11 protein-coding genes are annotated in these 11,327 nt (G+C 67.6%); 10 read left to right on the top strand and 1 reads right to left on the bottom strand.

Going from position 1 to position 11,327, the window contains the following annotated elements:
* Nucleotides 1–28: 28 nt before the first annotated feature.
* The gene (locus tag J2X06_RS13315) at nucleotides 29–670 is read right to left on the bottom strand and encodes a hypothetical protein (RefSeq protein ID WP_310063164.1); all 642 of its coding nucleotides are present in this window, start codon (nucleotides 668–670) and stop codon (nucleotides 29–31) included.
* A gap of 186 nt (nucleotides 671–856) precedes the next feature.
* On the opposite strand from J2X06_RS13315, the gene J2X06_RS13310 reads away from it, so the two are divergent.
* The 10 genes from J2X06_RS13310 to hslV all read left to right on the top strand — a co-directional run bounded on the left by J2X06_RS13310 (nucleotide 857) and on the right by hslV (nucleotide 11,321).
* On the top strand, nucleotides 857–1,825 hold the full coding sequence (locus tag J2X06_RS13310) for a helix-turn-helix transcriptional regulator (protein WP_310063162.1): 969 nt from the start codon (nucleotides 857–859) through the stop codon (nucleotides 1,823–1,825).
* 164 nt (nucleotides 1,826–1,989) lie between these two features.
* Nucleotides 1,990–2,343, top strand: a complete 354-nt coding sequence (locus J2X06_RS13305; protein ID WP_310063160.1) for a hypothetical protein — start codon at nucleotides 1,990–1,992, stop codon at nucleotides 2,341–2,343.
* A 157-nt stretch (nucleotides 2,344–2,500) separates the two neighbouring features.
* Nucleotides 2,501–4,546 (top strand): prolyl oligopeptidase family serine peptidase, encoded by a 2,046-nt coding sequence (locus tag J2X06_RS13300; protein WP_430539579.1) that lies wholly within the window; start codon nucleotides 2,501–2,503, stop codon nucleotides 4,544–4,546.
* Nucleotides 4,547–4,733: 187 nt separating this feature from the next.
* Entirely contained in the window at nucleotides 4,734–6,911 is a 2,178-nt protein-coding gene (locus tag J2X06_RS13295; protein ID WP_310063158.1) for a S9 family peptidase, read from the top strand.
* Between the two features lie 253 nt (nucleotides 6,912–7,164).
* Nucleotides 7,165–7,587 carry a YbaN family protein gene (locus J2X06_RS13290; RefSeq protein WP_310063156.1) on the top strand — a complete coding sequence of 141 codons (423 nt, stop codon included), beginning with the start codon at nucleotides 7,165–7,167 and terminating at the stop codon, nucleotides 7,585–7,587.
* Nucleotides 7,588–7,654: 67 nt separating this feature from the next.
* Nucleotides 7,655–7,918 carry an LPS translocon maturation chaperone LptM gene (gene lptM, locus J2X06_RS13285; RefSeq protein ID WP_310063154.1) on the top strand — a complete coding sequence of 88 codons (264 nt, stop codon included), beginning with the start codon at nucleotides 7,655–7,657 and terminating at the stop codon, nucleotides 7,916–7,918.
* Nucleotides 7,911–8,768 (top strand): diaminopimelate epimerase, encoded by an 858-nt coding sequence (gene dapF, locus J2X06_RS13280; protein WP_310063152.1) that lies wholly within the window; start codon nucleotides 7,911–7,913, stop codon nucleotides 8,766–8,768. Before lptM ends, dapF begins: the two co-directional genes overlap by 8 nt.
* Nucleotides 8,765–9,439, top strand: a complete 675-nt coding sequence (locus J2X06_RS13275) for a DUF484 family protein (RefSeq protein WP_310063150.1) — start codon at nucleotides 8,765–8,767, stop codon at nucleotides 9,437–9,439. The genes dapF and J2X06_RS13275 overlap by 4 nt, the downstream gene beginning before the upstream one ends.
* A 144-nt stretch (nucleotides 9,440–9,583) precedes the next feature.
* Nucleotides 9,584–10,516: a tyrosine recombinase XerC gene (xerC, locus tag J2X06_RS13270; protein ID WP_310063148.1), complete on the top strand. Its 933-nt coding sequence runs from the start codon at nucleotides 9,584–9,586 to the stop codon at nucleotides 10,514–10,516.
* A 253-nt stretch (nucleotides 10,517–10,769) separates the two neighbouring features.
* On the top strand, nucleotides 10,770–11,321 hold the full coding sequence (hslV, locus tag J2X06_RS13265) for an ATP-dependent protease subunit HslV (protein WP_310063147.1): 552 nt from the start codon (nucleotides 10,770–10,772) through the stop codon (nucleotides 11,319–11,321).
* The last annotated feature ends 6 nt before the right edge of the window (nucleotides 11,322–11,327 follow it).

The raw sequence follows: 11,327 nt of genomic DNA, 5'->3' as shown, positions 1-11,327 counted from the left end.
CCTGAACGTCGAACGCGATGGCGGCTGGCTACGGCCGGCAATATCGCCGCTCGAACTCCAACTCCTGCTGCAGTGCCGCACTATCGCCCTGTGGCGCCAGTTCGGCGATGTTCCGCCGGTTCTGCGGACACGGATCGGCTTCGTAGCCGGCTCCCCCGAACACCTTGCCGATCCTGTCGACGACGACGGCGACCGAAAGCGGTTCGCGGAAGCGGAAGTGTCCGCGGGTCGGCCGGAACTCGTCCGACAACGGATTGGCGCGCTCGAAGGCATCGCCGTGCCCCGCTTCCGATCTTGCCTGCTGCTGCGCCCACTGCCGGGCCTGTCCTATCAGCACCGCCGATAACGCTCCGCTCCGGGTTGGCGGGGACTCAACGTACTCGCGAGGCGGCGGATTGGAAACGCTGGCCGTTGATCGGCGTCGCCGGGGTGTCTCCACACCCGTCGGTGGCGGCATCGCGGTGTCCGGCGGCTGGCGTGGTCGATGGATGAAGTGGATGCGCGTCACGTGAGTGGCGCTCGTCACTTGCGTCGACGTCTCGCCACGCAGCAGGCGCGCCAACCCCCAGGCTGCAACCAGATGGATGATGACCACGATGATCGCCGCGATCAGGTGATCGCCCTGGAACGTCCTTGTCGTGCCCATGCCGGCCCCGTCCTTGTCCGACACGGAGTCTGGCGTGGATGCAGTTAGGAATGGGTTAACCCCGGCGCAGCAGAGTTCGTCCCGACGGCACGCGTTTTTTGTTGGCCGAAGTCGCGTTCCGAGACGGCGCCAGCCACGCCCTGTCATCTGCGGCAAAGCGCATATGCGATGCTAGGCAACCGCAAGCCCCACCGCCGGACCCCGCCTGCCATGGAACGCATCGAACGCATCCACGCCCTGCACCGCATCCTCAGCGCCGCGCGTTATCCGGTCACGGTGCAGCGCCTGCAGGAGGACCTGGAATGCTCGCGCGCCACGGTCTATCGCGACCTGGCGTACCTGCGCGACTACCTGATGGCGCCCGTCGTCGGCAATGGCGAGGCCGGATTCCGCTACGACCACAACGACGGCGAGCGCTTCGAACTGCCCGGCCTGTGGCTGAGTTCGGAAGAGCTGCATTCGTTGCTGGCCGCGCAGCAGTTGCTGGTGCGCAGTGGTGGCGGGGTGCTGTCGACCGCGCTGGCCCCGCTTCAGCACCGCATCGAGAAGCTGCTGGACGAGCATGCCGGCGGCCGTCGCGTGCCGGTCGAGCGCGTCCGCGTCATTCCGCATCGCACCCGCAAGCTCGACGAAACCGCGTTCCGCGTCGTCGCCACCGCCGTGCTGGACCGCAAGCAGCTCAGTTTCGAATACCGCGCGCGTTCCACCGACGAGAAGACGCGGCGCACGGTATCGCCGCAGCGGCTGACGCATTACCGCGAGAACTGGTACCTCGATGCCTGGGACCACGGCCGCGAGGCGCTGCGCAGTTTCGCCGTCGACCGCATCGGCGGGGCCAAGCTGCTGGACGACGCGGTGCGAGACGTGCCCGACGAGGAGCTCGATCGGCAGCTGGCGTCGAGCTATGGCATTTTTTCCGGCGAACCCAAGGGCTGGGCGACCATCGTGTTCAGCGCCAAGGCCGCGCGCTGGGTCGCCGACGAGCACTGGCATTCGCAGCAGCAGGGACGTTTCCTGTCCGACGGGCGTTACGAGCTCAAGGTGCCCTACAGCACCGGGCGCGAGTTGCTGATGGACGTGATGCACTACGGCGCCGACGCCGAGATCCTCGAACCGGCATCGCTGCGCGAGCAGGCGCGCGCGTTGCTGTCGCTGGCGTTGAGCAACTACGACGGCTGAGTCGCTCCCCTCTGCCTCGGCGCTCCGCGCTTTCCTCTCCGACAAGGAGGGAGAGCGTGGTTCCTCCGGCGAGTGTGGTCGGGCAACGCGGCCAGGGAGAGGGCCGTCGCAACCCATGAGATGCCCCCCCGGCAGGCTGGCCCCATCCACCAGGAGCCAGCGCCATGATCCCGTCCCGCCGCGACATCGCCCCCTCGTTGACTGACCGCGCGCCGATCGACCGCACGCCCATCAACCCGACGCTCGAAGGCCTGCTGCACTACGTCATCGCCATCGGCGCGGTGCTGGTCGTCCTGCTCCCCGCCGCCCGCGGCTTCAGCGACACGTTCGGCTGGCTGCCGCTGTGGCTGCTGGCGATGCCGCTTTCGGCCTGGTGGGCGCTGCACCGCTTTCGCCTGCCCGAATCGACTCAGGCGCGGACCATGACGGTGCCGTCGCGCCGCCGTCGCCCCGGCACGCAGGCGCGTCGCCGCGCGATGCCGTCGTCGCGGCGCGACATCGCTTCCCGCGCGGCCTGAATCCGTCATCCGGGAAAGCCGCAACGGGTGGCCCGCCTGACCTCCGGCAGGCGGGGATGCGGACACGCTGTGCTAGCGTCGTCGCTCGCCCTTTCGCCCGGAACCGCGCACGTTTGCCTCGGTCTCCGGCGCCGTTCAACGCCACGGAGGCCCCCACGTGTCCGATGACCCCTATGCCTGGCTCGAGGACGTCACCGGCGAGCGCTCGCTGACCTGGGTTCGCGCGCGCAATGCCGAGTCCGAGACCGAACTGGCGGCCACGCCGCAATTCAGGCAGCTCGAATCCGACATCCGCGCCATCCTCGATTCCGACGCCAAGATCCCCGCCGTCGAGAAGATCGGCGCGTACTACTACAACTTCTGGAAGGACAAACAGCACGAGCGCGGCCTGTGGCGGCGCACCACGCTGGAGGAATACCGCAAGGCCAGCCCACAGTGGGAAACCGTCATCGACCTGGACGCGCTCAACCAGGCCGAAGGCGAGAACTGGGTCTGGCACGGCGCGGACTGGTTGAAGCCGCCGCAGGGTGAGGAACCCGGGCTTTGCCTGATCGCGCTGTCTCGCGGCGGCGCCGACGCCGACGTCACGCGCGAGTTCGACCTGTCGACGAAGTCCTGGGTCGAGGGCGGCTTCTTCCGCGCCGAAGCGAAGGGCGCGCTGGGCTGGATCGACCGCGACGCCGTCTACGTCTTTACCGACTTCGGTCCGGACGCCTCCGGCGCGTCGTCGATGACCAGTTCTGGCTACCCGCGCATCGTCAAGCACTGGAAGCGCGGCACGCCGATCGAATCGGCGACGGTGGTCTACGAAGGCAAGGCCGATGACATGTACATCGCCGCCTACCACGACCACACACCGGGCTTCGAGCGCGACTTCGTCAGTCGCACGCTGGCCTTCTACAACGACGAGCTATACCTGCGCGGCGGCGACGGCGCGCTGGCCAAGGTCGATGCACCCAACTCGGCCAACAAGGCGGTGCACAAGCAGTGGTTGCTGCTGGAGCTGCGCGAACCATACGAGGCCGGCGACAAGACCTGGCCGATCGGCAGCCTGATCGCGGCGCGCTTCGACGATTTCATGGCCGGCAAGCGCGAGTTCACCGCGCTGTTTACACCGACCGAGCGCACCTCGCTGGCCGGCTGCACCTGGACGAAGTCGCACCTGGTGGTCAACGTGCTCGACGACGTCAAGAACCGCCTGTGCGTGATGACGCCCGCGGCGGGACAGTGGACCCGCAGGGAGTTCACCGGCGCACCTTCCTTCGGCACGCTCGACGTGGCCGCCGTGGACCGCGACGACAGCGACGCGGTCTGGCTGACCGCGACCGACTACCTGACGCCGACCACACTGTCGCTGGCACAGCTGGGGCAGGCGCCTGAAGTGCTCAAGACGATGCCGGCGTTCTTCGATGCCAGCGGCAAGGTCATCGAACAGCACTTCACCACGTCCAGGGACGGTACCCGCGTGCCGTACTTCCTGGTGTGTCCGAAGAACCTCACGCTCGACGGCGACACGCCGACGCTGCTGTACGGCTACGGCGGCTTCGAGATCTCGCTGACGCCGGCGTATTCCGGCAGCGTCGGCAAGGGCTGGCTGGAGAAGGGCGGCGTATACGCGGTTGCCAACATCCGTGGCGGCGGCGAATACGGCCCGCGCTGGCACCAGGCCGCGCTGAAGGCCAACCGCCACAAGGCCTACGAAGACTTCGCGGCGGTCGCGCAGGACCTGGTCGCGCGCCGGATCACCTCGGCCCCGCATCTGGGCATCCAGGGCGGCAGCAATGGCGGCCTGCTGACCGGCAACATGCTCACCCGATACCCGGACCTGTTCGGCGCCGTGGTGGTGCAGGTGCCGCTGCTGGACATGAAGCGCTACAGCCACCTGTTGGCCGGCGCCTCGTGGATGGCCGAGTACGGCGACCCCGACAGTGCCGACTGGGAGTACATCCGCACCTTCTCGCCTTACCACCTGTTCGATGCGCAGCGCGACTATCCGCCGGCGATCTTCATGACCTCCACCCGCGACGACCGCGTGCATCCCGGCCACGCCCGCAAGATGGCGGCGAAGATGCTCGAGGCCGGCAAGGACGTGCGCTATTACGAGAACATCGAGGGCGGGCACGGCGGTTCGGCCAACAATGCGCAGGCGGCGCACATGAGCGCGCTGGCTTTCTGCTTTCTGTGGAAGGAGTTGAGCGGCTGAGACGCTGCCTCACCCCCTCCCTGGCCGCTGGCGGCCTGTCCCGCTCCCAAAAAGGGGGTGCCATTGCTTTTCCTTCTCCCCTTGTGGGAGAAGGTGGCCCGAAGGGCCGGAAGAGGTGGCGCGACGAAGCTACGGCACCATCACGCCGCCATAAGCCCCATTGCGTCGTCCAAAACCGGACCCAACTATGAAATCGACCTGTCTCCTGCTTTCGGCCGCCTTCCTGATGACCCTATCCGCCGTTTCCACCGCTGCTTCCCTGTCCACGCCGCCCGACGCCGGCAAGAAGCCGCACGTCGTCAAGGCGCCCTTCGGCGCGCAGCGCGAGGACGAGTACTACTGGCTGCGCGACGACGCCCGCAAGAACGGCGAAATGCTGGCCTACCTCAATGCCGAGAATGCCTACGTCGATGCCGCGATGGCGCCGCTGAAGCCGCTGGAGAACAAGCTGTACGAGGAGATCGTCAGCCGCATCAAGCAGGACGACAGCTCGGTGCCGTATCGCGAGCGCGGCTACTGGTATTACACCCGCTTCGAAACCGGCCAGGACTATCCGATCTACGCGCGCCGCCGGCATTTAGCGGACACGAACGCGATGGATGCCGCCGAGGCCATCCTGCTCGACGTCAACGCGATGGCCAAGGACAAGGACTACTTCAGCGTCGGTGACTGGGCCGTCAGCCAGGACAACCGACTGCTGGCCTGGGCCGAGGACGCGGTGGGCCGGCGCCAGTACACCGTGCGCGTCAAGGACATCGCCACCGGCGAGGTCTTCGCCGACGAGATCAAGGGCGTATCACCCAACCTGGTGTGGGCCGACGACAACCGCACGCTGTTCTACGTCGAGAACGACCCCGAGACCCTGCTCACCGTGCGCGTGAAGAGGCACGTGCTCGGCACGCCGGCTTCGCAGGACGTGCTGGTCTACGAGGAACACGACGACAGCTTCTACATGGGCATCGGCCGCACCCGCGACGACAAGTTCATCTGCATCGGCGTGGAGAGCACCGTATCGAGCGAGACCCGCTGCGCCTCGGCCGCCGATCCGCGCGAGTTCGCCGTGCTGGCCGCGCGGGAGCGCGATGTCGAGTACAGCGCCGACCACCTCGACGGCCGCTGGGTGATCCGCACCAACGCGCCGGGAGCCGACGGCAAGCCCGCGCCGAACTTCAAGATCGTCACCGCCGCCGACGGCGCGCGTTCGCGCAGCGAATGGAAGGAATGGGTCGCGCATCGCGACGACGTCTTCATCGAGGGATTCGAGCTGTTCGACGGCTTCACCGCGGTATCGGAGCGTTCCGACGGCCTCGAACGCCTGCGCCTGCTGCGCAAGGACGGCCGCGAGGAATACGTCAAGGCCGACGAACCGGCCTATGCGATGGGCCTGTCGGTCAACGCCGAGCCCGATACGCCGTGGCTGCGCTACAGCTACACCTCGCTGACCACGCCGATGACCACCTTCGAGGTCAACGTCGAGACCGGCGAGCGCAAGCTGCTCAAGCGCGAACCGGTGCTCGGCTACGACCCGGACAAGTACGTGACCGAGCGGCTGTGGGCGATCGCGCGCGATGGCACCAAGGTGCCGGTGTCGCTGGTCTACAGGAAGGGGTTCGAGAAGAACGGCAAGGCGGCGATGCTGCAGTACGCCTACGGCAGCTATGGCAGTTCGACCGATCCGCGCTTCAACGGTCCGGTGGTGAGCCTGCTCGACCGCGGCATGGTCTACGCGATCGCGCACATCCGCGGCGGCCAGGAGATGGGCCGCAAGTGGTACGACGACGGCAAGCTGTTCAAGAAGAAGAACACCTTCACCGACTTCATCGACGTCACCGACTTCCTGGTCAAACAGGGTTATGCCGCGCCCGATCGCGTCGCCGCCTACGGCGGCAGCGCAGGCGGCCTGCTGATGGGCGCGATCTCGAACCTGGCGCCTGACCGCTATCGCGTGATCCTGTCGCAGGTGCCGTTCGTCGACGTGGTCACCACGATGCTCGATCCGACCATCCCGCTGACCACCAACGAATACGACGAGTGGGGCAACCCGGAAAAGAAGGACTACTACGACTACATGCTGTCGTACTCGCCCTACGACAACCTCAAGGCGCAGGCGTATCCGGCGATGTTCGTCGGCACCGGCCTGTGGGACTCGCAGGTGCAGTACTGGGAGCCGGCCAAGTACGTGGCGCGGCTGCGCGACCTCAACACGTCGAAGGCGCCGGTGCTGTTCCGCACCAACATGGACGCCGGCCACGGCGGCAAGTCGGGCCGCTTCCGTCGCTACCGCGAGCTGTCGGAGATGTATGCGTTCATGCTCGACCAGTTGGGCGTCGGCGGAGCGGGTACCGCGCCGGCTTCGGCAAAGTAAGTGGCGGATAACCCTCTCCCGCAAGCGGGAGAGGGGACAAGAGCTTGGCTAGTCGTCGTGCGCAGTGATCGCCGGCTGTAGCGCTGGCTTTCCATCACGCACCAGCCGCCAGCCGGAAACCGCCCCCTCTCCCGCTTGCGGGAGCGGCTGGGTGCGCACCCGCGACGCCACATGAAGCTCCCTCGCGCTGGCGACCTTCGGAATAAGCACCCCGGCCGCTATGCTGCGCGTGCCGAACCGCACGCCCCCGCCAGTGCCAGAACCCGACTTCCAACGCGCCTCCCCGCCCGCGCCGGCCGACACCGGACGCGTACGCCTGCGCTGGGCCTGGTGGCTGCTGGCCTATGCCGCCCTCGCGCTGGGCCTGGTCGGCATTGTCGTGCCCGGACTGCCCACGGTGCCGTTCGTGCTGCTGTCCGCGTTCGCGGCGGCTCGCGGCTCGCAACGACTGCATGCCTGGCTGCTGGCGCACCGCCAGTTCGGCCCGATGATCCGCGACTGGCAGGCGCACGGTGCCGTCAGCCGCCGAGCCAAGCTCTTGGCCGTGACGATGATGTCGGCCTGCGTGGTGATCCTGTTCCTGACCGCACCGCGAACCTGGATGGCCGCAACCGGCACCGCGATCATGGCCGTGGTCGCGGTCTGGCTGTGGTCGCGTCCCGAACCGCCACGCTGAACACCGTGCCGGCGCGCCTGGTTTCGCGCTCTTCGTTTCGAATGGGGTCGCGGGCTACACTGCGGCCATGAATGCACGCATCGCACTGCTGTTGATCGTGTTGCCGCTGGCGCTGGTAGGATGCGGCAACAAGGGACCTCTGGTACTGCCGCCCAAGCCGGTGACGGTCGATGCGGACACGCTGCCGCCGGAGGGCGCCGAAACGACGCCGACCGAGGTTCCCACCGACACGACCGAACCGCCGCCCAAGGCCGATGAGCCCACCAAGGACGAGCCTCCGACCGACGATCCGGCCACTCCGCCGCCGCCGGCCGATGACGGCGATGGCTGAGCAAACGCGCCCGCTCGTGAAACTGTCTTTCACCAAGATGCATGGCGCCGGCAACGACTTCGTCGTGATCGACCTGCGCAACGGCCAGCCGGCGCCCGATGCCGAACTGTGCCGCGCGATCGGCGACCGCAATACCGGCGTGGGCTACGACCAGTTGCTGACGGTCGAACTGCCGCGCACGCCCGGTGCGGTCGCGAGCTACCGCATCTGGAATTGCGATGGCTCCTCGTCTCAGCAATGTGGCAACGGCGCGCGCTGCATCGCCGCCTGGCTGGTGCGCGATGGATCGGCCACCGGCGATGAGTTCGTGCTGGACAGTCCCGTGGGCGCGCATGCCGTGACCCGGCTGCCCGGCGGGCGATTCCAGGTGGTCATGGGCGTGCCCGATTTCGCGCCGGCGCACGTGCCGATGCAGGGCTACGACGCCGTGCAGGGCGAGTACGTGCTCACCATCGATTCGACCGTGATTGGTTTTGGCGCGGTGTCGATGGGCAACCCGCACGCCGTGATCGAAGTCGAGGACGTGCAGAACGCGCCGGTGGGCATCATCGGCCCGCTGCTGCAGGCGCAGCCGGCGTTCCCGGAGTCGGTCAACGTAGGCTTCGCCCAGGTCGAGTCGCGCCAGCGCGTGCGCCTGCGGGTGTACGAGCGCGGCGCCGGCGAGACCTTGGCGTGCGGCAGTGGCGCCTGTGCGGCCGCTGCGGTGATGATGCGTCGAGGCCATGTCGATCGCGACGTCGTCATCGCGCTGCCCGGCGGCGAATTGCGCATCCAGTGGCCGTCCGACGACGCGCCGCTGTCGATGTCGGGGCCGACCGCATTCGTTTTCGAAGGGGAGTGGACCGCATGAATGAGACCCAGGAAAAGCTCGGCGCGCACGAAATTGCGACCTGGCTGCGCCGGCATCCACGATTTCTGCAGCAGTTCCCCGACCTGGCGCTGAGCCTGGTGGTGCCGCGCGAAGAGGGCTCGGCCTCGTCGCTGGCGAGCTACCAGCTGGAAGTGCTGCGCGACAAGAACCGCGAACTGTCGCGGCGCCTGCAGGAGCTGTTCGGCAACGCGCAGGAGAACGAGCGCCTGTCGGTGCGCACGCACCAGCTCACGCTCGCCCTGATGCGCCAGGCCAGCGCCGCCGACACATTGCGCGCGATGGCCGCCAGCCTGGCCGAGGATTTCAACGGCGACCTGGTGCGGCTGGTGCTGTTCGCGCCGGTCGATGGCCTGGGCGATGCCGATTGGCTGCAGGTCATCGCCGCCGACGATGCGCGCCTGGCGTCGTTCCGTGACTGCATGGCCGACGGCGAGCCGCTGTGCGGCCGCCTGCAACCGGAAAAGCACGCGCTGCTGTACGGCATGCGCGCCGAAGAGGTGCAGTCGACCGCGTTGATGGCGCTGCCCGGGGTTGGCCTGGTCGCCGTCGGAAGCCGCGATCCGAACCGGTTCTTCCCCGGCATGGGCACGCTGTTCCTGCGCATGATGGGCGAGTCGCTGGCCACCGCGCTGAAGAGGTATGCCGGTTAACTGCGCGCCAGACGGTTTCCGTCATTCCAGCGAAAGCTGGACAAGCGCGCTGCGCGCCGATCGTTCCGAAGGAACGACCCGCAGGGCGGGCGCAGCGAGTGATCCATTTTGCTGTTGCTCTTCCGCGTGAAAGACAAGATCAAAATGGATCCTGGCGTTGGCCAGGACGACGCAGACGAAGCGGCTCGCCCGGACGACGGACACAAGGCGATCGCCGACTTCCTCGCCCACATCACCGTCGAACGCCACATGTCGGCGCACACCCTCGACGCGTACCGGCGCGACCTCGGCGCGCTGGCGGAGTGGGCGCACAAACAGGGCGAGGAAGTCGAGGCATTGCACGCCGAGCAGATCCGCGCCTTCGTCGCTGCCGAGCACCGGCGGGGACTGTCGCCCAAGAGCCTGCAGCGCCGGCTTTCGGCGTGTCGCAGCTTCTACGGCTGGCTGGTCCGGCAAGGCCGGCTGGCTTCCAGTCCCGCGGCGGTGATCCGTTCGCCCAAGGCGCCGCGCAAGCTGCCCCAGGTGCTCGATCCGGACGAAGCCAAGGCACTGGTCGAAGTCCCGACCGACGCGCCGCTGGGCCTGCGCGACCGGGCATTGCTGGAACTGTTCTATTCCTCCGGCGTGCGCCTGTCAGAGTTGTGCGCGTTGCGCTGGCGCGACATCGACCTGGCCGACAACCTGGTCAGCGTGCTCGGCAAGGGGCGCAAGCAGCGCAGCGTGCCGGTGGGTTCGCACGCGCGCACGGCATTGTCGGAGTGGCGTGCGGCCAGCGGCGGTGCCAACGACGCGCCGGTGTTCCCCGGCCGCGGCGGCGGCCCGATCACGCCACGCGCGGTGCAGTTGCGCATGCGTCACCTTGCGCAGCAGCAGGGGTTGTTCAAGCGCGTGCATCCGCACCTGCTGCGGCATTCGTTCGCCAGTCACATCCTCGAATCCTCCGGCGACCTGCGCGGCGTGCAGGAATTGCTCGGGCACGCCGACATCGCCACGACGCAGATCTACACGCACCTGGATTACCAGCATCTGGCCAAGGTGTACGACGCGGCGCACCCTCGGGCGAAGCGCAAGCCGTAACCCCTCTCCCTCGGCGCTTCGCGCCTTTCCCTCTCCCGCAAGGGAGAGGGGCTTGTTTTTCTCCCAGTTGCGGGAAGGCAGAAGGAAAGGGCCCGAACGAGGCGAAGGACTTCGCCTTTCCTTCTCCCCCTTGCGGGAGAAGGTGCCCGAAGGCGGAAGAGGGGAACGGCGGTTGCCGTTGCTCCTGCTTCCGAGAACGTCTTGAAGCAGCCGCCGCCGACCCCACTTCTGTTCGGGACACCCCGGAGGTCGCATGGACCCGAGCCAGAATCCCAACGTTTTTCACGCCACCACCATTGTCTCGGTGCGCCGCGACGGCCGCGTGGCCGTGGCCGGCGACGGCCAGGTCACGCTTGGCCACACAGTGATGAAGGCCAATGCACGCAAGGTGCGCCGCCTCGGCCGCGACGGCCAGGTGGTGGCCGGATTCGCCGGTGCCGCCGCCGATGCGTTCACGCTGTTCGAGCTGTTCGAGGCAAAACTGGAGAAGCACGGCCAGCTCACCCGGGCCGCGGTCGAACTGGCCAAGGACTGGCGCACCGAACGTCGCCTCGGAAAGCTGGAGGCGCTGCTCGCGGTCGCCGACAAGGAAACCTCGCTGATCATCAGCGGCACCGGCGATGTCATCGAACCGGAAGACGGGATCATCGCGATCGGCTCCGGCGGCATGTACGCGCTGTCGGCCGCGCGCGCGCTGATCGCGCATACACAGCTCGACGCCAGGGCCATCGCGACCGAGGCGATCAACATCGCCGGCGATGTCTGCATCTACACCAATCGCAACGTCGTCATCGAAGAGCTTTGAGGCGTC

Source organism: Lysobacter niastensis, assembly GCF_031457115.1.
In the GTDB taxonomy this organism is placed as follows: domain Bacteria; phylum Pseudomonadota; class Gammaproteobacteria; order Xanthomonadales; family Xanthomonadaceae; genus Lysobacter_J; species Lysobacter_J niastensis_A.
This window is presented reverse-complemented; position numbering and strand designations above follow the sequence as displayed.

What these genes read in the sequence shown, in the direction of transcription:
- J2X06_RS13310 (WP_310063162.1), top strand. Translation starts at nt 857, where the DNA reads ATGGAACGCATCGAACGCATCCACGCCCTGCACCGCATCCTCAGCGCC.
- lptM (WP_310063154.1), top strand. Translation starts at nt 7,655, where the DNA reads ATGAATGCACGCATCGCACTGCTGTTGATCGTGTTGCCGCTGGCGCTG.
- J2X06_RS13275 (WP_310063150.1), top strand. Translation starts at nt 8,765, where the DNA reads ATGAATGAGACCCAGGAAAAGCTCGGCGCGCACGAAATTGCGACCTGG.
- J2X06_RS13295 (WP_310063158.1), top strand. Translation starts at nt 4,734, where the DNA reads ATGAAATCGACCTGTCTCCTGCTTTCGGCCGCCTTCCTGATGACCCTA.
- xerC (WP_310063148.1), top strand. Translation starts at nt 9,584, where the DNA reads ATGGATCCTGGCGTTGGCCAGGACGACGCAGACGAAGCGGCTCGCCCG.
- dapF (WP_310063152.1), top strand. Translation starts at nt 7,911, where the DNA reads ATGGCTGAGCAAACGCGCCCGCTCGTGAAACTGTCTTTCACCAAGATG.
- J2X06_RS13305 (WP_310063160.1), top strand. Translation starts at nt 1,990, where the DNA reads ATGATCCCGTCCCGCCGCGACATCGCCCCCTCGTTGACTGACCGCGCG.
- hslV (WP_310063147.1), top strand. Translation starts at nt 10,770, where the DNA reads ATGGACCCGAGCCAGAATCCCAACGTTTTTCACGCCACCACCATTGTC.